Here is a 22555-nt window from a genome sequence, read left to right as displayed (position 1 = left end):
TCACGGGCGCGGCACGTTGCGCAGGTTCGCGCGTGCCATGGACACGACCTCGCCCATGCCGCCGCCGAGGACCTCCTTGCTCAGCGCGACGGCGAACCCGCGCACCTGGCCCGCCGTGATGTTCGGCGGGATGGACAGCGCGCGCGGGTCGGTGACGACGTCGACGAGCGCGGGGCCCGGCCGGTGGAGGGCGTCCTCGAGCGCCCGGCGCAGGTCCTTCGGCTTCTCGACGCGGACCGCCGGGATGCCGATCGCGTTCGCCACCGCGGCGTAGTCGACCTGCGGCGACTCGGTGCCGAAGATCGGCAGCCCGTCGACGAGCATCTCGAGGCGCACCATGCCGAGGCTCGCGTTGTCGAAGAGCACGATCTTGACGGGCAGGTCGTAGTGCTTGAGCGTGACGAGCTCGCCGAGGAGCATCGACAGGCCGCCGTCGCCGGACATCGCGACGACCTGGCGACCCGGCTGCGAGGCCGCGACCCCGATCGCGTGGGGCAGCGCGTTCGCCATCGACCCGTGGATGAACGACCCGATGACGCGCCGCTTCCCGTTGGGCGTGATGTACCGGGCGGCCCACACGTTGCACATGCCGGTGTCCACGGTGAACACGGCGTCGTCGGCCGCGACCTGGTCGAGCGTGTCGGCGACGAACTCCGGGTGGATGGGGGTCGTGCGCTCGACCTTCTTGGTGTACGCCCCGACGACGCCGGTCATCGCCTTCTGGTGCTTGGCGACCATGGAGTCGAGGAACTTGCGCGAGCGCGCCTTCTTCACGAGGGGCAGCAGCGCACGCACGGTCTCGCCGACGTCGCCGACGACGGCGAGGTCGAGCCGCGTGCGCCGGCCGAGGTGGGTCGGGTCGATGTCCACCTGGGCGGTGCGGACCGTCTCCGGCAGGAACTGGTCGTACGGGAAGTCCGTGCCGAGCAGGAGCAGCAGGTCGCAGTCGTGCATCGCGTCGAACGCGGCGCCGTAGCCGAGCAGGCCGGACATGCCGACGTCGAACGGGTTGTCGTACTGGATGACCTCCTTGCCGCGCAGCGAGTGCCCCACGGGCGCGGCGATCTTGTCGGCGAGGGCCAGCACCTCGTCGTGCGCGCCCCGGACGCCCACGCCGGCGAAGATCGTCACCTTCTTCGCGGCGTCGATCGCCGCGGCGAGCTCCTGGACGGCGGCGAGGTCCGGGACGACGCGCGGTGCGGCGGGGCGGCTCGCGACGTCGGGCACGGCGGGCGGTGCGTCGAGGTCGGCGACGTCGCCCGGCAGCGTGAGGACGGAGACGCCGCGCGCGCCGTACGCGTGGTGGATCGCGGAGTTGATGACGCGCGGCGCCTGGTCGGCGCTCGAGATCATCTCGGAGTACACCGAGCACTCGGTGAACAGGCGGTCGGGGTGCGTCTCCTGGAAGAAGCCCGTGCCGATCTGCTTGCTCGGGATGTGGCTAGCGATCGCGAGGACGGGCACGCGCGACCGGTTGGCGTCGTACAGGCCGTTGATGAGGTGGAGGTTGCCCGGCCCGCACGACCCCGCGCACACGGCGAGGTTCCCCGTGACCTCGGCCTCGGCGGCCGCCGCGAACGCCGCCGCCTCCTCGTGGCGCACGTGCACCCACTCGATGCCCTTGCCCGCGTTGTCGCCCGTGTTCGAGCGGTGCACGGCGTCGACCACGGGGTTGAGGCTGTCGCCGACGATGCCGTAGATCCGCCGCACCCCCGCCTCGATGAGCTGGGCGACCAGCAGGTCCGCGACCGTGCGGTTGCGCATGTCCTGCGGGGAGCGACCGATTCCGAACGGCATGACGTACCTCCACTGATGGGCTCGGGTCGTCTCCCATCGTGCGCCGGGCCCGCGCGGGCCGCAGTGCGAGGCGGCGTCTCGTGCGTCACGGTCGGCGCCCCCTCGCGCTGCCGAACCCGGGGTTGTCGCACCCTGGGGTGCCGAACCCGGGGATGTCCCCGGGTTCGGCGCGATCCTGGGCGACAACCCCGGGTTCGGCGCGCCGCGGTGACGCCAGACCCCGGGCTCGGGGTCAGGCCCGGGCCGCCACGGACGGGGTGCGGCGACGTGCGACGGCCGCTGCGGCGTCGGACACCGCGAGCTCGCCGTGGATGCCGGCGCCCGCCATGACGCCGGCCGCGACCGACGCGCCGACCTGCGCCATGAGGTCGCTCGAGTTGCCCGCCGCCCAGACCCCGGGGACGGCGGTCTGGCCGCGCGGGTCGGCCGGCACGAACCGCCCCATCGCGTGCTCCTCGAGCGTGCCGCCGAGCTCCTCGAACAGCTCGCCGCGCGCGACGAACCGCGGCCCGACGACGACGGCGTCCACCGCGAACGACGTCCCGTCGGCGAGGACGACCGACCGCACGGCCCGCCCCTCGACGTCGAGCCGCTCGACCTCGCCCTCGACCACGCGCACACCGAGCGCCGAGAGCTGCTCCCACGTGGCGTCGTCGAGCTCCGGTGCGGTGTGCTGGAACAGGGTGACGTGCGGCGTGAGCTGGCGGAACAGCAGCACCTGGTGCGCCGCAGCGGGGCCGGTGGCGAGCACGGCGATCCGCTGGCCGCGCACCTCCCAGCCGTGGCAGAACGGGCAGTGCAGCACGGTCGAGCCCCAGCCCTCGCGCACGCCGGGCACGTCGGGCAGCTCGTCGACGAGGCCGGTCGCGAGCAGGACGCGGCGCGCGCGGACGACTCCGCCGTCGTCGAGCGTGAGGGTGAAGCCGGTCTCGGCGTCGCCGGACGCGTGGGCGACGCGCGCGTCGCGGACCTCGGCGCCGTAGCCCTCGGCCTCGGTGCGGCCCGCGGCGAGGAGCTCGCGCGGCGGGATGCCCTCGCGTCCGAGCAGGTTGTGCGCGCCCTCCGCGGGCGCGTTGCGCGGCTCGCCGGCGTCGAGCACGACGACGGAGCGCAGCGACCGCGCGAGCGCCACCGTGGCGCTCAGCCCGGCGGGGCCGCCGCCGACGATCGCGACGTCGTAGGGGGTGGTGGACGTGGTGGTCATGGTTCTCCTCAGCAGTGGATCGGTGGTCGCTGAGTGCATGAAATAGTCGCGAGAATCGGTCCGGGACGCGACTATTTCATGCACTCAGCGGAGGGGGCGGCGGGCGGCCCAGACGATGCGGCCGCCGCGCACGCCGACGGTGTGCTCGGCGGGTTCGCCGGTCGGGTCGGTGGGGTCCGCCGGGGCCGTCGCGGCGAGCGCGGCGTCGAGCGCGGCGAGGTCGTCGGGATCGAGGTGCTCCGCGAGGTGCTCGCGCTGACGCGACACGGTCGCGCGCGTCCAGCGGGTCACGTCCGGTCCCGGCGGCACGACGGCGGCCGGCTCGCGGCGCTCGACGAGGTCCAGGCCCGCGTCGGTCAGGTACGACGACCAGTCGGGGTAGCGGTTCCAGCCGGCCTGGGCGAGGGCACGCTCGAGGTGGGCGGCGAGATCGGGGTGCGCGACGTCGTCGGGCAGGACGGGCGAGGTGGCCGTCATCTCGACGACGACCAGGAGACCGCCCGGCACGAGCGCGTCGCGGACGTCGCGCAGGACGCGCGCCGGGTCGGCGACGTGGTGCAGCGACGCCGAGGCCCACACGACGTCGACGCCGCGGTGCACCTCGCCGCCGTCTGCCGTGCCGCCACCCGCCGCGCCGCCGCGCACGGCGCCGAGGTCGGACCGGCTCGCGCCGAGGTCGGACCGGCTCGCGCCGAGGTCGGGCCAGCCCGTGTCGAGGTCGGCCCCAACGGTCCGCACGCGGCCCTCGACGCCTGACCCCTCGAGCCGCGCCCGGAGCCGTTCGAGCATCGCCTCGTCGGCGTCGACCGCGACGACCTCGGCCTGCGGGAACGCGCGGGCGAGGGCGCGGGTCCCGGTGCCCGTGCCGGCACCGAGGTCGACGACCGTGCGGGTCGGATCGGGGGCGAGCGAGACCGCCACGTCGACCGCGTCGGCGAGGAGGTCGGAGAAGACGCGCGCGTCGAGTTCGAGCACCTCCGCCAGGCCGTCACCGCCGTCGTGCTCGTGACTGTGCTCATGGTGGTGCCCGCGCTCGTGAGCGTGCCCGTGAGAATGGTCGCGCGCTGACGCGGCGTGCGGGTGAGCTGGTGAGGTCATGGCACCACGGTAGGCCGTTCATGCGCACACGACATAGGATCTTGCCCATGACGCAAGAAGCCGACCTCGACGCCGTCGTCCGTCAGCGCATCCGGGGCCTGCGCCTCGCGCGCGGCTGGACGCTCGACGCGCTCGCGGCACGGTGCTTCCTCAGCCCGTCGACGCTCAGCCGGATCGAGACCGGGCACCGGCGCATCGCCCTCGACCAGCTCGTCCCCCTCGCTCGCGCGCTCGGCACCACCCTCGACCAGCTGGTCGAACCCGTCGACGACGAGGACGTCGTCATCCGGCCCGAGCCACAGCGCCGCCCCGGGGAGACGACGTGGCTCCTCTCGCGCGAGCGCTCCGGGACGATGGTCGCGAAGATGCGGCTCACCCCGGAACGGCCGGTGGGCCCCGAGCACCAGCGCGTCCATCCCGGGCACGAGTGGTTCACGGTGCTGTCGGGGACGGCGGTCCTCTACCTCGCGGACCGCCGGATCGTCGTGCGCGAGGGTCAGGCCGCGGAGTTCTCGACGATGGTCCCGCACTCGTTCGGCGCGCAGGACGGCCCCGTCGAGCTCCTCACGATCTTCGACCAGGAGGGCGAGCGCGCCCACCGCTCGGGGGCGGACTCGGCCTGACCGGCGCGACGGCGGCCGCGTCGGCCGCGCGTCAGTGCGCCGGGGCGACGTCCTCGCGACCCGCGCTGCGCCGGAGCGAGCGCAGCGCGACCAGCACGAGCACGACGGCGAGCGCGGCCGCCGCGACGACGACCTCGAACCCCGCGTGCGCGCCGCCCGCGTCGATGCGCGACCCGGCGACGGACGACCCGATCGACACCCCGACGCCGAGCGACGTGCCGACCCACGCGAGGCCTTCGGTGAGCTGGTTCGGCGCGACGAGGTTCTGCACGAGGTTGTTGCCGTTGATGAGCGTCGGGGCGATGGCGAAACCGGTCACGAACATCACGGCGGCGAGGACAGGGATCGACGTGACGAAGAAGAAGAGCGAGACGCCCGCGGCGAGCGCGACGATCCCGATGACGAAACGACGCCACAGCGGCGAGACCCAGTGCCGCGCGCCGTAGACGAGCCCGGAGATGAGCGATCCCGTCGCGAACACCGCGAGGATGAGCCCTGCCGCGCCCTTCTGCCCCTGCTCCTCGGCGAACGCGATCGTGGAGACGTCGGTCGCGCCGAAGACGATGCCCATCGCCACGAAGATCACCGCGAGCACGATCATCCCCGTCGACCGCATCGCGGACCGCTGCTTCACGCCGACCTCGGGCACGACGACGGGCGGCTCCGTCGCGCGCTGCGACAGGAACCACAGCCCGCCGACGACCGCCGCGACGAGCGGCACGACCAGCCCTGCCGACGGCGACACGCTCGTCGCGAGGACGGTCGCGAGCACCGGCCCGACGACGAACACGAGCTCGTCGAGCGCGGACTCGAGGGAGTACGCGGTGTGCAGTCGCCGCGGCTCGCGCACGACGTTGGACCACCGCGCGCGCACCATCGACCCGTACGACCCCTGCGTCGCGCCGGCGAGCGCGGCGAACACGTAGAGCGTCCACTCGGGGGCGCGCAGCACCGCGCACAGGATCAGACCGCCGAGGGCGACCGCCGCCGCCACGAGCATCGGCAGCATGACGACGCGCTGACCGGTCCGGTCGACGAGCCGCGCGATCTGCGGCGACACGATCGCCTGCGCGACCACGAGCGCCGCCGCGACCCGCCCCGCGAGCGCGTACTCGCCGTAGATGCCCTGGATCATGAGGATCGTCCCGATGCCCACCATCGACATCGGCAGCCGGGCGACGAGCGCCGCGGCGGAGAACTGCCATGCGCCGGGAAGCGCGAGGACGTCGCGGTACGGGTTGCGCGAGCCCCGTCCCGTCGTCTGCGTGGGGCTGCCCGACGGCGTCTCCTCGGTCACGAGGTCGTCCCGCCGGTGCTCGGGGTTCTCGGCGTCGTCTCCGCGAGACGGGGAATCCTGGACCACCGTCTCAGTGTCGCACCCGGACGCCGTCCGTCCGGTAGCGAGATCGCGCACCCGAGGCTCGACGTGACGGTCGTCTTACGGGCGTCGTCAGAGGTTGTCCGCACGGTCCGTGGCGACGACGATGGCGCCATGACCGACAGCCCCGCACCGCGCACCACGTCCATCGTCACGTCCGTCACCGTCAGCGACGAGGGGGGCCGCTTCGAGGCCCGCACCGACGACGGCGTCGTCGCCGGGTTCGCCGACTACGTCCGCGAGCCCGGGAAGGTGATCTTCACGCACACGGAGGTCGACCCCACGTTTGAGGGCCAGGGCGTCGGGTCGGCGCTCGCCGAGGGCGCGCTCGACCAGGTGCGCGCCTCGGGCGAGCGGGTCGTCCCGCTGTGCCCGTTCATCGTCGCCTACATCGAGCGCCACCCGGAGTACGAGGACCTCACGCGGCGCTGAACGACCGAGAGACCTGGTCCGGAGGGACCAGGTCTCTCGCGTGCAGGCGGTGCCGCGCGGGTCAGGAGATGGTGCCCGCGCCCTCGCCCTCGATGCGCTCGTCGTGCAGCAGCTCGCCCTCGGCGTCGACCGGGACGATGGTGCCGTCGAACGTGATCTCGGTCCCCGGCTGGTAGAGGAAGTTCGTCCCGTACGAGTACGACTGGCCGGTGCCGAACGTGTAGACCGTCGGCTCGCGGTAGGCGTCGGGCGCCATCCCGTCGTCGTTCACGCCCTGAGCCGCGAACAGGTCGTCGTCGACGATCGTGTCCATGCCGCCGAGGTACGGCCAGTCGACGTAGCGCTCGTCGATGCTCACGAGGCTCGAGCCGAGGTCGATCGGCTCGCCCTCGTTCGTGATGACGTAGTTGATGAAGACGATGTCCGCGCCCTGCGCGATGATCGGCTCGTTGGTGTCGGGGTTGGCGAAGAGGCCGTCCTTCGTCGCCTGCGCGACGCCCACCTGGTAGACGTCGACCCGCACGTCGCCGATGGCGAACGTCGAGATCTGCTCGCCGGGGTCGGTGATGGGGTTCGCCCAGTCGGGGAGGGAGCCTTCGCTCGCGCCGGTCGCCTCGGCGGCCTCCGCGTCGACCTCCTCCGCGTCCTCCACCTCGGGCGACTCCTCCGCCGTCGTGGTCTCCTCGGGAGCCGGGGTCTCCGACGTCGCGCCGCCGACGTTGATGGTGCACGCCGAGAGAACGACGGCGAGCGTCGCCGCGACGGTGAGGCTGGAGACGGTACGGACGGGACGCATGTGAGCTCCGGGAGTTCGGGGGAAGTCGTGCCGGACGGACCTTACCCGGCGGTCGGGTTCGCCATCGATGGGGACCACTTCCCATCCCGAGGGGCGCCTAGCGTGCCGCGACGGACCCGTGGGCCGCGCGCGAGCGCCGTCGCACCTCGGCGAGCGGGGGCTCAGCTGCCGAGGGCGGCGGAGACGACGTCCTTCGCCTCGGCCTGGACCTGTGCCAGGTGCTCCTCGGACACGAACGACTCGGCGTAGATCTTGTAGACGTTCTCCGTGCCCGACGGCCGCGCCGCGAACCACGCGTTCTCCGTCGTGACCTTGAGGCCGCCGATGGCGGCGTCGTTGCCGGGCGCGTCGGTGAGCTTCGCGGTGATCTGCTCGCCCGCGAGCTCGGTCGCGCTCACCTGCTCCGGCGACAGCTTGCCCAGCGTCGCCTTCTCCTCGAGCGTCGCGGGCGCGTCGACCCGCGCGTACCAGGACTCCCCGTACTTCTCGACGAGGTCGCGGTGGTGCTCCGACGGCGTGCGGCCCGTCGTCGCGATGATCTCCGACGCCAGCAGCGCGAGGAGCAGGCCGTCCTTGTCGGTCGACCAGACGCGCCCGTCCTTGCGCAGGAACGACGCCCCCGCGGACTCCTCGCCGCCGAACCCGACCGTCCCGTCGAGCAGACCGGGGACGAACCACTTGAACCCGACCGGCACCTCGATCAGCCGGCGCCCGAGGCCGCCCGCGACCCGGTCGATCAGCGCCGACGAGACGAGCGTCTTGCCGATCGCCGCGTCGTCGCGCCAGCCCTCGCGCGCGCCGCCGTAGAGGTACTGGATCGCGACGGCGAGGTAGTGGTTGGGGTTCATGAGCCCGGCGTCGGGCGTGACGATGCCGTGGCGGTCGGAGTCGGCGTCGTTCCCGGTCGCGACGTCGAACGGCGCGCCGCCCTCGGCATCGCCCGACGCGCCCGTCATCCCCGCCACGAGCGACGCCATCGCGTACGGCGACGAGCAGTCCATGCGGATCTTGCCGTCCCAGTCGAGCGTCATGAACGCCCAGCGCGGGTCGACCTGCGGGTTCACGACCGTGAGGTCGAGCCCGTAGCGCTCCCCGATCTCGCCCCAGTACTCGACCGACGCGCCGCCGAGCGGGTCGGCGCCGATGCGCACGCCCGACTCGCGGATGGCCTCGAGGTCGAGGACGTTCACCAGGTCGTCCACGTACGTCGTGAGGAAGTCGTGCTTGTGGACGTGCTCCGACGTGAGCGCCTGGGTGAGCGGCACGCGGCGGACGCTCGCGACGCCGTCGCGCAGGATCTCGTTCGCGCGGTCCGCGATCCAGCCGGTGGCCTCGGACCCGGCCGGCCCGCCGTGCGGCGGGTTGTACTTGAAGCCGCCGTCGCGGGGCGGGTTGTGCGACGGCGTCACGACGATCCCGTCCGCGAGCCCGGGTCCCGAGGTGCGCACGCCCTGCGTGGTCGTCGCCTCGTTGTGCAGGAGGATCGACTGCGAGACCGCGGGCGTCGGGGTGAAGGAGTCGCGGGCGTCGACGTACGTCTGGACGTCCGCGGCGACGAGCACCTCGAGCGCGGTCTGCCACGCGGGGAGCGAGAGCGCGTGGGTGTCGCGGCCGATGAACAGCGGGCCGTCCGTGCCCTGCGAGCGCCGGTACTCGACGATCGCCGCGGTGATCGCGACGATGTGCGCCTCGTTGAACGCGTGGTCCAGGCTCGACCCCCGGTGGCCGGACGTGCCGAACACCACCTTCTGCGCGGGGTCGTCGACGTCGGGGGACAGGTCGTAGTAGGCGCCGACCACGGCGTCGACGTCGATGAGGTCGCTGGGCTGGGCGGGCGTGCCGGCGCGGGGGTCCATGGGGACGATCCTGCCAGGGGTGGCGTCCGCGCGTCAGCCGGGACCGGGCGATCGGACCGGACCGGCAGCGAGCATCCGTCGAGGCACCCGGTTCGCGCGGGGACCTCGACGGATGCTCGCCCTGGACGGGAGTCGGTTCACACCGACCCGACCGGCGCCGACGCGGTGTCGAGCATCCGCGCGGGACCGGGCACCTCGGGTCGCGGCTGCCGGAGGAGGACCGCGACCAGGATCGCGGCGGTCAGGGCGATGGCGGCGTTGACGCCGATGGCGAGCTGCAGCCCGGGCAGCAGGGTGGCTGCGGCCACACCGGTGGCGATGGCAGACATGACGGGTGTGCCCAGCGCGATCCCGACCTGCTGGCTCATCGTGACGAGGCCGGTGGCGAGCCCCTGCTGGTCGGCGGGCACGCCGGAGGTGGAGAGGACGACGAAGCCCACGATCGCCACGAGGTTGGCGACCCCTCCGACGAAGGTGAGGACGAGCAGCGGCAGCAACCAGGTGCGGTCGTCGCCGGCGAACGCGAGCGGCGCCGTGGTGGCGGCCTGGACGGCCAGCCCGGCGACGATGGCGGACCGGGCGCCGGTCTTGCCGATGATCGTCGGGGCGAGGAGTCCACCGAGGACCGTGCCGATGCCCAGCACGCCGAGGATGAGGCCGGCGGTGATGGCGGTGTAGCCGAGGACCTGCTGCAGGTAGAGCGTCAGGAGGAACACCAGCGACGTGAACGTGCCGAAGGCGAGCAGGCCGGCGGTGTTGCCCCAGGCGATGGTGCGACGCTTCAGCAGCGAGGGCTCGACGAGGGGCTCCGTGACGCGGCCCTCGATCGTCCAGAAGGCGACGAACAGCACGAGAGCGGCGAGGATCGGCGCCCAGGCGCCGGGGTGTGTCCAGCCGTCGTGCCCCGCGGTGTCGATGCCGAGCACGAGGGCGACCAGGGCGAGGGTGATGGTGATCGCGCCGGGCACGTCGAGCCTGGGTCGGGGCCCGCGGGCGGGTTCGCGCAGCACGAACGGTGCGACGACGACCACGGCGAGGGCGACGGCGACGTTGACGAAGAACGCCCATCGCCAGGACACGGCGCCGGTGAGCAGGCCGCCGAGGACTGCCCCGGCGGTGAATCCCGCGGCCATGAGTGCGCCGTTGAGACCGAGCGCGCGGGAGCGGGCCGGGCCTTCGGGGAACATGGTCGTCATCAGCGACAGCGCGGCGGGGGTGACCATCGCGGTGGCGACGCCCTGTCCGATGCGGGCGACGATCAGCAGCGCCGGTTCGGTGGCGAGGCCTCCGGCGAGGGAGGAGATGCCGAGCAGGACGATGCCGATCAGGAACAGCCGCTTGCGACCGAACAGGTCGGCGACGCGACCGAAGAACAGGGTGAGCCCGGCGGCGACGAGCGCGAACGAGGTCACGATCCACTGCAGGGCGGAGGTGGCGAAGCCGAGGTCGGCGCCGACGTGGGGGAGAGCCACGTTGAGGATCGAGAAGTCGACGGCGAGGGTGAAGTTGGCGGTGAGCAGGACCGCCATCGCGACCTTCTGCGCCGGGGTGAACCGTGCTGCCGAAGCGGGCGTCGACGGGGCACGGAGTGCTGGTGCTGTGTCTGTCGTGGTCATGGCATCCAGACTCAGGTCGCGGGAGGGGCGTAGCCAGACCCCCGGTCTGCGTGGCCTCCGGCTGCCTAGCACTGACAGGGTCAGGCTCCGCCGGCGATGGGTGCGGGACAATGACCGGCATGGCAGTCCCACCGCCCACCGACACCGACGCCCCGGTCACCGAGCTGGGCGAGTTCCTGCGCTCACGCCGTGATCGCACGACCCCGGACGAGGCCGGCGTCAACAGCTACGGCCGCCGCAGGGTGCCCGGTCTGCGGCGCGAGGAGCTCGCGCAGCTCGCCGGGGTCTCGGTGACCTATCTGACCCGGTTGGAGCAGGGGCAGTCGCAGAACGCCTCGGATGCCGTCATCGACGCTCTCGCCCGCGCGCTGCGGCTCGACGTCGACGAGCGAGCGCACCTGTACGCGCTGGCGCGTCCGGCACCGTCGAAGCGTCCACGTGCCGCCACGCAGCCGGAGGTCGCCAAGCCCGGCGCGGAGCAGCTGCTGCACTCGATGGGCGCCGTGCCCGCCGTGCTGCTGGGTCGCTTCAACGACATCCTCGCCTGGAACCGCGCCGGCCACCTGCTCCTCGCCGGCCACCTGGACGGCGACGCACCTGCGCGGGTCGAGGACCGTCCGAACCAGATGAAGCTGCTGTTCCTGGACGAGCACACCCGCGACCTGTACGTCGACTGGGAGGAGCAGGCGGCGCTGGCCGTCGCGTCCCTGCGGTACGTGGCCGCGCAGTTCGCCGACGACCGCCGGCTGGCCGAGCTCGTCGGTGAGCTGAGCATGAAGAGCACCGAGTTCGCCCGGTTCTGGGCCGGGCACGACGTGCGGCTGTGCACGAGCGGGTCGAAGCGGTTCCGGCATCCCGAGGTCGGGGAGATGACGTTGGACTACGAGGTGCTGCACCTGCCCGAGGGCAACGGGCAACGCATCCTCACCCACACGGCCGAGCCCGGCAGCTCCTCGTTCGCCGCCCTCCGCCTGCTCACCCCCGCCCTGTAGCGTCACCCGGCGACCGCGGGGATCACCCGCCAGTCGCCGCCGACCTGGACGACCAGGTTGTGGACGTCGGCCGCTGCGATCGTGCGCAGCACCGGGACCAGCTCGGCGGCGTGCTCGGGTTCGGCGACGCTGAGCGGCCATCCGCCGGTGGTCGCGCCGCGCAGGCGCGGGTGGCCGGGCCCGGACTCGTAGGTCGCGACGATGCTGACCGGTGCGAGGTCCGTCGCGCGTTGCTCGGGCCAGGTCAGCAACCAGGAGGCGATGAGCCCGCCGCGCCGGTCGCGATGCAGACCGGTGACCTCGATCCTCCCGGTGCCGGCGAGCAGGTGCTCGTCGAGCTCCGCCAGCACCTGCCGGGCCGGGACGTCGAGGAGCCGGACAGCGTCCCCGAACGCGGACTCCTTGCCGGAGCGGGTGACGTGGCCGAGGTGATGGCCGTCGCGCAGGTCGACGAGGTGGCGGGTCAGCGCCGCGAGCGGCGCAGGAGTCGTGGGGGCCATGGCAGGTTCTCCGGTCAGAGCTGGCGGAGCGCGCCGCCGTCGACGGACCACTCCGCACCCGTGACCTGGCTCGCCCTGGGCGAGAGCAGGAAGGCCACCACACCGGCGACGTCCTCCGGCCGGCCGATCCGTCCGACGGGCAGGCGGCGCTCCTCGCGGATGAACCGGTCGACCGCGGTGTCGGGGTCGGTGCCGAAGCGGGCGCCGAGCTGCTCGGCGAACCCGCCGGGTGCGTCGAACAGGGCTGTCCGGGTAGGACCGGGCGAGACGACGTTCGAGCGGATCCCGGCCGGGCCGTACTCGATCGCCACGGACTTCGACAGAGACAGCACCGCTGCCTTCGACGCCGCGTAGGCGGCCATCGTCGGGTCGGGCATGCGCGCAGCCTCGCTGCCGAGGTGCACGATGCTCCCGCCGCCCGAGCTCCGCATCGTGGGGAGCACGGCGCGGGTGAGCCGGGCGAGGGCGAACAGGTTCACCTCGAAGGTGGCCCGCCACAGCTCGTCGTCGATCATCTCGAACGAGTCCCTGGTGTCGAACAGGGCGGCGTTGTTCACCAGCCCGTCGACGCGGCCGTGTCGCTCGACGGCCTCCGCCACCAGGCGGGCAGCCGCCTCCGGTACCGCGAGGTCGGCCGCGACGAAGACGGCCGACGCCGGCAGGACGCCGTCGCCGGGGTCGCGGCGGGCGACGGCGACGACCGTGGCTCCCTCGTCGGCGAGCTCGTGAGCGGTGGCCAGGCCGATGCCGCTGGTGCCGCCGGTGACGATGACGACCTTGCCGTCGAGATCGAGCTGCATGGTGGATCCTCCCTGGGGGGCCGAGCGTGACGCGATGCCTCCACCCTTGCTCGGACCGCGGCGACCAGCCAGGACCCTGCGTTGCCTAGCACCGGGAGGGACAGGATGGCGACGACGCCTCCGCCGGTCCCCGTCGAGGACTACGTCGACGGACCAGCGCTGTCCCTCTGCCGGGTGGCGTTCGCGCGGTCGATCGCCATCTCGACGGCGTCGAGGAGGCGGTCGAGGCTCGCGGCGAACGGGCCCTGCGGAGCGTCGAAGCCGCCCGCGACGTAGATGCGCGTCATGACGGGGTAGCGCTCGACGTCGAACCAGTCCTCCCAGAAGCTGCCGAGCGTCGTCCAGTACTCGTCGTTGCCGACGCCGGTCGCGTCGCGCTCCGTGGTCTCGGCGACCGTCGAGCGCGCGAGGCCCTGGACGTAGTTGTCGACGAGCGCCAGCGTGTCGACCACCTGCAGCTCCGAGAGCCCGGTGTCGACGATCGTGCGGAGCGCGGCCTCCTGCGCGTCGAGCACGTGCGGCGCGAGCGGGGAGCGGTACATGTTCGTCTGCAGGATCCAGGGGTGGCGCAGGTAGAGGTCCCACGTCTCGTGCGCGTACTGGGCGAGCGCGGGCCGCCAGGGAGCTCGCGGGGCGGGCAGGTCGAGCTCGGAGTACGCGCGGTCGATCATGAGGTCGACGAGCTCGGTCCGCCCCGGCACGTAGGTGTAGAGCGACATGGCTCCCACGCCGAGCTCCGTCGCGACGCGGCGCATCGACAGCGCGTCGAGCCCGCCGTCCTGGGCGACGGCGATCCCCGCCCGCACGACGTCGTCGAGCGTGAGGCGCGGCTTGCGCCCCCGCGTCGCGGGCGACGGCGGGTCCCAGAGCAGCGCGAGCCGGCGCGTGATCTCGGGCGTGCGGACGACCTCGCCGTGCTGCGCGCGCGCGTGCTCGGCGGCCTGCACGGCGTACGTGACCCCGGCCTCGGCGGCGGCGACGACGCCGCGCGGGCGCTCCTGCCCGGGGCTCGACGTCGCCCCGGCGGCGGTCGGGGCGCCGGGGCCGGGGGTTCGGGACGGCGCGCGGTCGTCGGTGCGCTCGTCGGTGCGGTCGTCGGTCGTCACGTGCATATCCTCCCGGACTTCCGCCGCGGACCCGCTCGCGCAAGGTCGCCGGCGACAAGGCTTGCCTATTCCCGTACAGCGTATGGTAGCGTGGATCGCTCATTCCGGTACGGCGTACGAAAGGGTGGCTCCGGTGATCCGAGCCCGTGGCCTGACCAAGACCTTCCACCGCAAGAAAGAGACCGTCGAGGCCGTCAAGGGCATCGACGTCGACGTCCGCGAGGGCGAGCTCGTCGCCTTCCTCGGCCCCAACGGGGCCGGCAAGTCCACGACCCTGAGGATGCTCACGAGCCTCCTCGAACCGACCGCCGGGACCGCCGAGGTCGCCGGCTACGACGTCTCGAAGCACCCCGCGCACGTGCGGTCGCGCATCGGCTTCATCGGGCAGGGCAACGGCGGCGGGTACTCCTACCGCGTGCTCGACGAGCTGCACAACCAGGGCCGCTTCTACGGCCTGCCGCCCGCCGAGTACTCCCGGCGCGCGGCGGACCTCCTCGAGGCCCTCGACCTCGCCAGCCTCGAGAAGCGCACGGTCCAGTCGCTGTCCGGCGGGCAGCGCCGGCGGCTCGACGTCGCGCTCGGCCTCATGAACCACCCGCCGCTGCTCTTCCTCGACGAGCCGACGACGGGCCTCGACCCGCACGCGCGCGCGAACCTCTGGGAGCACATCGCCGCGATGCGCGAGCGCTACGGCATGACCATCGTGCTCACGACCCACTACCTCGACGAGGCCGACAGCATGGCCGAGCGCGTCGTCGTCATCGACGACGGCGAGATCATCGCCGACGCCACGCCGGTCGCGCTCAAGCGCGACCACGCGGACGACGTCATCACGCTCGCCGTGACCCTCGCCCCGGGCGGGGCGGCCGGGTCGGGCGAGGCCGCGCCGTCGGGCACGGGCTCGGGAGGGGTGCCCGACGTCGTCGGGCGGGTCCGCGCGACCCTCGCCCCGGACGTGGGGGAGGTGGAGACCACGAGCGGTGCCGACGGCGTCGTGACCGTCAAGATCTCGACGACGCACGGTGCCGACCGGCTGCCCGAGGCGATCGAGGCGCTGCGCGTCGGCGGGCTCGCGGTGCGGTCCGCCGAGCTCAAGCAGGCGAGCCTCGACGACGTGTTCCTCAACCTCACCGGACGCAGCCTGCGAGAGGAGGCGGCATGAGCACCCGGACCGACCTGACCCGGACCCGCGCCGCCGCGACGGACCGCGGCACGGACACGATGCTGCGCACCGGCGTCGCCAAGTTCTTCGCCGACACGTGGGCGGTGTTCACGCGCGAGATCCTGCTCGTGCTGCGCGACCCGTTCACGCTGATCTTCTCGCTGCTGCAGCCGCTGATCTTCCTCGGGCTGTTCGGGCCGCTGCTCACGGGAGCGGTCGGCGGGTTCGGGGGCGGCGGGGGGTCGACGGCCGAGACCCTGCAGTGGTTCGTCCCGGGCGTCATCGTGATGATCTCGCTGTTCGGCACGTCCATGAGCGGTTCGAACCTGCTCTACGAGATGATGACCGGCTCCTACGAGCGGGTCCTCGCGACACCGCTCGACCGGTCCGCGATCCTCGTGGGCCGCTCGCTCAAGGAGTTCGCACCGCTCGTCGTCCAGGGCCTACTCATCGCGCTCGTGTGCGTGCCGTTCGGGTTCACGCTCTACCCGCTGCACCTGGTCGTCGGCCTGCTGCTGCTCGGGCTGTTCGGCATCGGGGTGGGCGCGCTGTCCATCGCGCTCGCGCTCGCGGCGAAGAACCGCGAGTGGCTGTTCTGGGGCGTCCAGCAGTCGCTGCTGTTCCCGCTGCTCATCCTCTCCGGGATGATGCTGCCGCTCGAGGCCGGGCCCGAATGGATGCGCACGGCGGCGCTGTTCAACCCGCTGACCTACATCGTCGACGCCGAGCGCGCCCTGCTCGCCGGGTCGTTCGCCGACACCGACGTGCTGTGGGGCTTCGTCGCCGCAGCGGTCACGTGCGTCGTCGGGCTGTGGGTCGGCATCCGCCGCACCCGCAAGACCGTCTGAGCGGACGCGCGTCCCGGGTCGAGCCCTGACGAGAAGCGAGAAGTGGCCTCTCCTGCCCCGGGCGGGAGGGGCCACTTCTCACGTCTCGTCGTCGCGTGCCGAGTCGCCGGTGGTTCACTGACCCGATGGACGACGACGCGCCCCTCACCGTCTCCGGCCTTGCCGACCGGGTGGAGGCGATCTCCGCGCTCTACGCGCGCAAGTTCGGCATCGAGCGCGACGCGGACTGGTTCATGCTCAAGCTCGCCGAGGAGGTCGGCGAGCTCACGCAGGCGTTCCTCGTCGCGACGGGTCGCACCCGCCCGCGCGCGGACGCGCCCCTCGACGCCGTGGTGCCGGACGGCGGAGCCTCGCCCCTCGCGGACGAGGTCGCCGACGTCCTGGCGCACCTCCTCCTGCTGGCCCGCTCCCAGGGCGTCGACGTCGAGTCGGCCGTGCGCCGCAAGTGGCTCGCGTGGGAGTCGGAGCTCCCTCACCCGCGTTGAGTCCGGTCGTCGTCGGCCACGCTGTGGCGGGGTTCGGAGGCCCGCGCCACTAGGGTGGCGCGGTGACCGACCAGCGCATCGACCCTCCCTCCACGGCCGACGAAGCCACCACGCTGCGTGGCTACCTCGACTTCCACCGCGACACGTTGCGCTGGAAGACCTCCGGCCTCGACGCGGCCGAGCTCGCGCAGACCCTGCCGCCGTCGACGATGTCGCTCGGCGGCCTGATCAAGCACGTCGCGCTCGTCGAGTCGCACTGGTTCTCCGCGATGTTCCTCGGCGAGCCGCTGATCGCCCCGTTCGACACCGCCGACTGGGACGCGGACGAGGACTGGGACTGGAACAGCGCCACGCAGGACAGCCCGGAGGAGCTGCGCGTGCTGCTGGACCGCGCGATCGCCGCGTCCGACACGATCCTCGACGCGGCGCTCGCGGACGGCGGGCTCGACCGCGTGTCGACGGTGACGAGCAAGCGGACCGGCGAGCCGTGGAACCTCCGCTGGATCGTCGTGCACATGATCGAGGAGTACGCGCGCCACAACGGCCACGCCGACCTCATCCGGGAGTCGATCGACGGCACGGTCGGCGAGTAGCGGGACCGTCGCGGACCGTCCCGTGGGACGGCGGTTGCCCTCGGGGGCGTCGGCCGGGACGATGGCCGGCGTGACCGCGCCCTCGACTCAGCCGCCCGTCCCACCCCGTCCGGGGGGAACCGGACTCGTCGTCCTCGTCTCGCTCGTCGTGCTCGGCGTCGGCCTGCTGGCGGTCGCCGCGTGGATCGCGACGCGTCCGACGGCGTACGGGTGGTTCGCGTACGCGCCGCTGTCGAACACCACGTTCACCCCGTCAGGGGCGTACCCGCCCGTCACTGCCGCGCTGCTCGCAGGCGCGGGCGCTCTGCTGGTCGGCGGTGCGGTCGGGTTCGCCGTCGGTCGTGCCGGCCGGACTCACGCGGCGGTCGCCGACGGCGACGGTACGGACCGTGGCGACGTCCCGCGGTCGGACGCATGACCGCACGGTACGAGCTCGTCCTGCTCGACCTCGACGGCACGCTCACCGACTCGGCGCCGGGCATCCTCGCGTCGGTGCGGCACGCGTACGCGGCGCTGGGGCTCCCTGTTCCGGCGGAGCCCGTGCTCCGCGGGTTCGTCGGCCCGCCCCTCGCGGAGTCGTTCCTGACGCACGGCGTCCCAGCGAGTCTCGTGGGCGACGCCGTCGCCGCGTATCGCGAGGTCTACGCGGCCGGCAACCTCCTCGACAACGCGGTCTACCCCGGGATTCCGGAGTGCCTGACGGTGCTGCGCGAGAACGGCGTGCGCCTCGCCGTCGCGACGTCCAAGCCGGAGCCGATGGCGCGGCGCATCGTCGAGCACTTCGCGCTGGACGCGTACCTCGACCGCGCGCTGGACGACGTGTTCGGAGCGACCCTCGACGGCACCCGCACGTCGAAGGGCGACGTCATCGCCCACGCCCTCGCGTCGCTCGACGGCGCCGGGCTGGACGCGACCACGCTCGCCCGGGCCGGTGGCGTGGTCATGGTCGGAGACCGTGAGCACGACGTGCTCGGAGCGGCGACGCACGGCATCAGGTGCTTCGGAGTCGCGTGGGGCTATGCCCACCGCGGCGAGCTGGTCGCGGCCGGGGCGAGCGCCGTCGTCGGGACGCCGGACGAGCTCGAGAGCGCCCTGCTCGACCGGGCGCCGACCGCCGCCTGAGAAGGCCGTGACCTCGTGCGGGTCGTCGGCGGGTGCCGTCTCGGGCGGCACGAGAACTCCGGTCAGGCGCGGGCGAGCACGAGGACAGGCGCCAGGAGTCCCGCACGGGTCGCGTCGACGTTGTGCGCGAGTCGCGTCGCGAACTCCTCGCCGAACACGACGGCGAGCCCATCCTGGGGCGGCACGCCCGGCGTCGCGAGCGCCGCTCGCCGGTCCTCGACCCGCAGCACGTCGAACCCCGCGGTCGTCAGCGCCTCTTCGTACGCGGACGTCGTCTCGACGAACGAGGTCTCCGCGTCGACCGCCCACGGCATCGGGAAGGGCAGGTCGCCCGGACCGACGCGCATCTGCTCGAACATCCCGAACAGCGCGCCAGGACGTAGGACGCGCCGGACGTCCGCGAACAGCGCCGCCTTGTCGGGCACGTTCATGCCGACGTGGACCAGCATCGCCCGGTCGTGCGACGCGTCGGCGCAGGGCAGACGGTCGCCGTCCCCCACCTCGAACGTGACCAGGTGGGCGACGTCGGTCCGCGCGCTGAGCTCGCGGGCCGCGGCCACGAAGTCGGCACTCAGGTCGACGCCCGTCACGTGGCACCCGTAGCGGTCGGCGGCGAGCCGCGCCGGGCCTCCCAGTCCGCAGCCGACGTCGAGCAGAGCACTCTCCGCGTCGAGCTGCAGGGCATCGAGGAGGGCGGCGGTCGCGGGTGCGCCCCCGGCGTGGAGCTCGTCGTACGGGGCGAGCGCGTCGACCACCACTGGGCCGTGGTCCGCGCCGGCGGTCGCGAGGATGCGGCCCGCGATGCCCTTCCCCGAGTAGTGCCGTCGCACCAGGTCCGTCGTGGCCATACCGGCCGCCTCCGTGATCGTCGAGCCCCCGAGGTGGGTGCAACCGTGCTCCCGACGGTACGCCCGTCGCCCGGAGCATGGACGACGAGACTCCGCAGTTCGACGACCGCAGCGGTTGACCTTGACGTAGCGTCAACTTCTACGGTGGATCTCGTTGCTGCACCGCGGCATCGAGCACACGGGAAGGAGGCGGGAGATGCTCCCCACGACGACCGGACGTGCATCCGACTGGTCCATCCAGGAGGTCGCACGACTCGCCGGGACGACGAGCCGCACGCTGCGTCACTACGACGACATCGGGCTGCTCGCGCCGTCCCGCGTCGCGTCCAACGGCTACCGCCACTACGACGCCGACGCGCTCGTCCGTCTCCAGCGGATCCTGCTCCTGCGCGACCTCGGTCTCGGGCTCCCCGCGATCAAGGACGCGCTCGACGGACCGCCCGCCCACGAGGGCGAGCGACCGCCGTCGGGCTCGGACCCGCAGGGCGCCCAGGTGCGTGCGCTGCGCGGCCACCTCGAGTGGCTGCAGGCGGAGCGGCAGCGGCTGGCGCGGCAGATCGCGTCGGTCGAACGGACGATCACCACGATGGAAGGAGGTGGCGAGCTCATGGCGGACGACATGTTCGACGGGTTCGACCACACGCAGTACAAGGAGGAGGTCGAGGACCGCTGGGGCAAGGACGCGTACGCGCGCGGGAACTCCTGGTGGACCGGCCTGACCGCGGCGGAGAAGACGGCGTTCAAGGAGCGCGTCGAGCGCCTCAACGCGGACTGGACGGCGGCGGCGCAGGCCGGCGTCGACCCCGCGTCCGACGAGGCGCAGGCGCTCGCGCGGCGCCACGTCGAGTGGCTGCAGACCGTGCCCGCGAACCCGGCGCACGAGCCCGGGCCGCTGCGGGGCTACCTGCTGGGGCTCGGCGAGATGTACGTCGAGGACCCGCGGTTCGCGCTCAACTACGGCGGGGTCGAGGGCGCGACGCTCGTGCGCGACGCGCTGCGCGTGTACGTCGACGCGAACCTGTAGGGCGACGCCCGGGCCGGGCCTCCGGCCCGGGCGGGATCGGCTCGACGTCACTAGCCTGGAGCCGTGGCGGGACATGGCGCCCCGCCATCCGCCAGGAGGCAGCCATGGGCACGACGACGTCCCCCGCCCCGGCCGCGATCCGCAACGTCGCCCTCGTCGGGCACAGCGGGTCGGGCAAGACGACGCTCGCGGAGGCGTTCCTCCACCGCGCGGACGCGATCCCGCGGGCAGGGTCCGTCGCCGAGGGCACGACGGTCTGCGACCACGAGCCGGAGGAGGTGGCGCGCGGCATCTCGGTGAGCCTCGGCGTCGCGCACCTCGACTGGCGCGCGACCGACGGCACGACGTACCAGGTCACGCTCCTCGACACCCCCGGCTCGCCCGACTTCGCCGGGTCGGTCGACGCCGCGCTCGCGGTGGCCGACCTCGCGGTCGTGGTGGTGAGCGCCGTCGACGGGGTGCAGTCCGGGACGCTCGAGGTCTGGCGGCGGTGCGACGAGGCGGGGATCCCCCGCCTCGTCGTCGTCTCCCAGGAGGACCGCGCCCGGGCGAGCTTCCGCACGGCGCTCGGCGGGCTGCGCGGCGCGTTCGACGCGCCCTTCGTGCCGCTCGAGCTCCCGCTCGGCGAGGAGCAGTCGCTGCACGGGCTCGCCGACGTCCTCACCGAGCGCGCGCGTGAGTACGGAGACGGCGACGGGCACCTCGACTGGCACGGCCACGACGACGACGTCCCCGCCGACGTCCGGGACGAGGAGCACGCGCTGCACGACGAGGTCGTCGAGGAGATCGTCACGCACGACGACGCGCAGCTCGAGGCGTACCTGTCGGGCGACGAGCCCGCCGCCACCGACCTCGAGCGCACGCTCGCGCACGAGGTGCTCGCGGGCGAGGCTGTGCCCGTGCTGCTCGTGTCGGCCGTCACCGGCGTCGGCGTCGACCGCGTGCTCGACCTCGTGTGCGAGCTCGGGCCGTCGCCCGCGGACCGGCCGGCCGTCGTCGGGCTGCCGTCCGGCACCGGGCCCGACGACGCCGACGACGGGGCGTCGTCCGAGGTGACGGCCGACCCCCGCGGCGACGCGCTCGTGCACGTCTTCCGCACCGTCGTCGACCCGTTCGTCGGCCAGGTCTCCGTGTTCAAGGTGCTCTCGGGGGCGGTCGCGACCGGAGACCGCCTCGTGAGCACGACGAACGGCGCGGAGGACCGCGTGCACGGGCTGTTCCGGCTGCGCGGGCGCGAGCACGTCGCGGTGGACCGCGTCGTGGCCGGCGACGTCGCGGCCGTCGCGAAGCTCTCCGCCGCGGCGACGGGGACGCTCCTCGCCGGACGGCGCATGCCGGTGCGGGCGCGGGACCTCCCCGCCCGGCCGCCGGTGTACGCGCAGGCGCTGCGGCCCGTGTCGCAGTCCGACGACGACAAGCTCTCGGCGGCGCTCGCGAGGCTGTGCCTCGAGGACCCGACGCTGCACGCCGACCTCACCGGGTCGCAGGCCGTCCTCGGCGGGCTCGGCGACACGCACCTCGCCGTCGCGATCGAGCGCCTCCAGCGCACGTTCGGCGTCCGCGTCACCACAGAGCCCGTCCAGGTCCCGTACCGCGAGACCATCGCGCGCACGGTCGACGTGGAGGGCAAGGTCAAGAAGCAGTCGGGCGGGCACGGGCAGTTCGCCGTCGTGCAGCTGCGCGTCGCCCCGCTGCCCCGCGGCGGGGGCCTCGAGTTCGTCAGCTCGGTCGTCGGGGGCTCCGTGCCGCGCCAGTACCTGCCCGCCGTGGAGCGCGGTGCGCGCGAGGCCATGGAGAGCGGCGGGCCCCAGGGATACCCCGTGGTCGACCTGCGCGTCGAGGTCCTCGACGGCAAGGCCCACTCCGTCGACTCGTCCGACATGGCGTTCCGCACCGCCGGGGGAGTCGGGGTGCGCGAGGCGCTCGCGACGGCCGGGAGCGTCGTGCTCGAACCCGTCTCCGCCGTCTCCGTGACCGTCCCGCCCGACGCGCAGGGCGACGTCATGGGCGACCTCTCCTCGCGCCGCGGCCACATCACCGCGACCGACTCGCTCCCGGACGGCCGCGTGCGCGTCGACGCCCTCGTGCCCGAGGCCGAGCTGACCCGCTACGTCCTCGACCTGCGCTCGATCACCGGCGGACGGGGGTCGTTCACGGCGACCCCGGACCGCTACGAGGTCCTCCCGGGAGGCGTCCCCACCCCGGCGAGGTAGAACCCTGGTCGCGCGAGGTAGAGCCGTGGTTTGTTGTCGGACGGCGGTGGTCGGGTTGGGTG

The 22555-nt window shown here is 73.3% G+C and carries 22 protein-coding genes; 11 read left to right on the top strand and 11 right to left on the bottom strand.

The features are described 5' to 3' along the window. The 3 genes from AC4H2H_RS18085 to AC4H2H_RS18075 all read right to left on the bottom strand — a co-directional run bounded on the left by AC4H2H_RS18085 (nt 1) and on the right by AC4H2H_RS18075 (nt 4099). Nucleotides 1–1797, bottom strand: a complete 1797-nt coding sequence (locus AC4H2H_RS18085; RefSeq protein ID WP_494372215.1) for a pyruvate dehydrogenase — start codon at nt 1795–1797, stop codon at nt 1–3. A gap of 232 nt (nt 1798–2029) precedes the next feature. Then, nucleotides 2030–3001 carry an NAD(P)/FAD-dependent oxidoreductase gene (locus AC4H2H_RS18080; protein ID WP_494372214.1) on the bottom strand — a complete coding sequence of 324 codons (972 nt, stop codon included), beginning with the start codon at nt 2999–3001 and terminating at the stop codon, nt 2030–2032. Nucleotides 3002–3085: 84 nt separating this feature from the next. Then, nucleotides 3086–4099 carry a class I SAM-dependent methyltransferase gene (locus tag AC4H2H_RS18075; RefSeq protein ID WP_494372213.1) on the bottom strand — a complete coding sequence of 338 codons (1014 nt, stop codon included), beginning with the start codon at nt 4097–4099 and terminating at the stop codon, nt 3086–3088. A gap of 47 nt (nt 4100–4146) precedes the next feature. On the opposite strand from AC4H2H_RS18075, the gene AC4H2H_RS18070 reads away from it, so the two are divergent. Beyond that, nucleotides 4147–4722 (top strand): helix-turn-helix domain-containing protein, encoded by a 576-nt coding sequence (locus AC4H2H_RS18070; protein WP_494372212.1) that lies wholly within the window; start codon nt 4147–4149, stop codon nt 4720–4722. 31 nt (nt 4723–4753) lie between these two features. On the opposite strand, the gene AC4H2H_RS18065 is transcribed toward AC4H2H_RS18070, so the two are convergent. Continuing rightward, nucleotides 4754–6019, bottom strand: coding sequence for an MFS transporter (locus AC4H2H_RS18065; protein WP_494372222.1), 1266 nt, complete (start codon nt 6017–6019; stop codon nt 4754–4756). Between the two features lie 195 nt (nt 6020–6214). Between AC4H2H_RS18065 and AC4H2H_RS18060 the strand changes: the two genes are divergently transcribed. Continuing rightward, nucleotides 6215–6532, top strand: a complete 318-nt coding sequence (locus tag AC4H2H_RS18060; protein WP_494372211.1) for a GNAT family N-acetyltransferase — start codon at nt 6215–6217, stop codon at nt 6530–6532. A gap of 61 nt (nt 6533–6593) precedes the next feature. Here the strand turns inward: AC4H2H_RS18060 and AC4H2H_RS18055 are convergent, their stop codons facing one another. The 3 genes from AC4H2H_RS18055 to AC4H2H_RS18045 form a co-directional block, all read right to left on the bottom strand. Beyond that, nucleotides 6594–7328 (bottom strand): hypothetical protein, encoded by a 735-nt coding sequence (locus AC4H2H_RS18055; protein WP_494372210.1) that lies wholly within the window; start codon nt 7326–7328, stop codon nt 6594–6596. A 161-nt stretch (nt 7329–7489) separates the two neighbouring features. After that, nucleotides 7490–9184: a phosphoglucomutase (alpha-D-glucose-1,6-bisphosphate-dependent) gene (pgm, locus tag AC4H2H_RS18050; RefSeq protein ID WP_494372209.1), complete on the bottom strand. Its 1695-nt coding sequence runs from the start codon at nt 9182–9184 to the stop codon at nt 7490–7492. Between the two features lie 137 nt (nt 9185–9321). Continuing rightward, a complete protein-coding gene (locus AC4H2H_RS18045; RefSeq protein WP_494372208.1) occupies nt 9322–10800 on the bottom strand; it encodes an MFS transporter in 1479 nt (492 codons plus the stop codon). A 119-nt stretch (nt 10801–10919) separates the two neighbouring features. Here AC4H2H_RS18045 and AC4H2H_RS18040 point away from each other — a divergent pair, with 119 nt between their 5' ends. Further along, the gene (locus AC4H2H_RS18040) at nt 10920–11792 is read left to right on the top strand and encodes a helix-turn-helix transcriptional regulator (protein WP_494372207.1); all 873 of its coding nucleotides are present in this window, start codon (nt 10920–10922) and stop codon (nt 11790–11792) included. A 2-nt stretch (nt 11793–11794) separates the two neighbouring features. On the opposite strand, the gene AC4H2H_RS18035 is transcribed toward AC4H2H_RS18040, so the two are convergent. The 3 genes from AC4H2H_RS18035 to AC4H2H_RS18025 all read right to left on the bottom strand — a co-directional run bounded on the left by AC4H2H_RS18035 (nt 11795) and on the right by AC4H2H_RS18025 (nt 14198). Further along, nucleotides 11795–12292 (bottom strand): hypothetical protein, encoded by a 498-nt coding sequence (locus tag AC4H2H_RS18035; protein WP_494372206.1) that lies wholly within the window; start codon nt 12290–12292, stop codon nt 11795–11797. A gap of 14 nt (nt 12293–12306) precedes the next feature. Beyond that, a complete protein-coding gene (locus tag AC4H2H_RS18030) occupies nt 12307–13092 on the bottom strand; it encodes an SDR family NAD(P)-dependent oxidoreductase (protein WP_494372205.1) in 786 nt (261 codons plus the stop codon). 140 nt (nt 13093–13232) lie between these two features. Continuing rightward, nucleotides 13233–14198: a TetR/AcrR family transcriptional regulator gene (locus AC4H2H_RS18025; RefSeq protein WP_494372204.1), complete on the bottom strand. Its 966-nt coding sequence runs from the start codon at nt 14196–14198 to the stop codon at nt 13233–13235. A gap of 133 nt (nt 14199–14331) precedes the next feature. Between AC4H2H_RS18025 and AC4H2H_RS18020 the strand changes: the two genes are divergently transcribed. The 6 genes from AC4H2H_RS18020 (at nt 14332) to AC4H2H_RS17995 (ending at nt 18408) form a co-directional block, all read left to right on the top strand. Beyond that, nucleotides 14332–15360, top strand: coding sequence for an ABC transporter ATP-binding protein (locus AC4H2H_RS18020; protein ID WP_494372203.1), 1029 nt, complete (start codon nt 14332–14334; stop codon nt 15358–15360). Next, nucleotides 15357–16208, top strand: coding sequence for an ABC transporter permease (locus AC4H2H_RS18015; protein WP_494372202.1), 852 nt, complete (start codon nt 15357–15359; stop codon nt 16206–16208). The genes AC4H2H_RS18020 and AC4H2H_RS18015 overlap by 4 nt, the downstream gene beginning before the upstream one ends. Before the next feature lie 125 nt (nt 16209–16333). Then, nucleotides 16334–16693, top strand: a complete 360-nt coding sequence (locus tag AC4H2H_RS18010; RefSeq protein ID WP_494372201.1) for a MazG nucleotide pyrophosphohydrolase domain-containing protein — start codon at nt 16334–16336, stop codon at nt 16691–16693. Nucleotides 16694–16755: 62 nt separating this feature from the next. After that, nucleotides 16756–17286, top strand: coding sequence for a DinB family protein (locus tag AC4H2H_RS18005; RefSeq protein WP_494372200.1), 531 nt, complete (start codon nt 16756–16758; stop codon nt 17284–17286). A gap of 70 nt (nt 17287–17356) precedes the next feature. After that, nucleotides 17357–17704: a hypothetical protein gene (locus tag AC4H2H_RS18000; RefSeq protein ID WP_494372199.1), complete on the top strand. Its 348-nt coding sequence runs from the start codon at nt 17357–17359 to the stop codon at nt 17702–17704. Beyond that, a complete protein-coding gene (locus AC4H2H_RS17995; RefSeq protein ID WP_494372198.1) occupies nt 17701–18408 on the top strand; it encodes an HAD hydrolase-like protein in 708 nt (235 codons plus the stop codon). The genes AC4H2H_RS18000 and AC4H2H_RS17995 overlap by 4 nt, the downstream gene beginning before the upstream one ends. A 62-nt stretch (nt 18409–18470) precedes the next feature. On the opposite strand, the gene AC4H2H_RS17990 is transcribed toward AC4H2H_RS17995, so the two are convergent. Then, on the bottom strand, nt 18471–19256 hold the full coding sequence (locus tag AC4H2H_RS17990; protein ID WP_494372197.1) for an SAM-dependent methyltransferase: 786 nt from the start codon (nt 19254–19256) through the stop codon (nt 18471–18473). 196 nt (nt 19257–19452) lie between these two features. On the opposite strand from AC4H2H_RS17990, the gene AC4H2H_RS17985 reads away from it, so the two are divergent. Both AC4H2H_RS17985 and AC4H2H_RS17980 read left to right on the top strand, forming a co-directional pair. After that, entirely contained in the window at nt 19453–20280 is an 828-nt protein-coding gene (locus AC4H2H_RS17985) for a MerR family transcriptional regulator (RefSeq protein WP_494372196.1), read from the top strand. A gap of 104 nt (nt 20281–20384) precedes the next feature. Further along, nucleotides 20385–22493, top strand: a complete 2109-nt coding sequence (locus tag AC4H2H_RS17980) for an elongation factor G (protein ID WP_494372195.1) — start codon at nt 20385–20387, stop codon at nt 22491–22493. Nucleotides 22494–22555 lie beyond the last annotated feature (62 nt).

The organism is Cellulosimicrobium sp. BMG9.22 (genome assembly GCF_059159975.1).
Note: the sequence above shows the minus strand (reverse complement) of the source record. Positions and strands in the feature narration are given on the sequence as shown.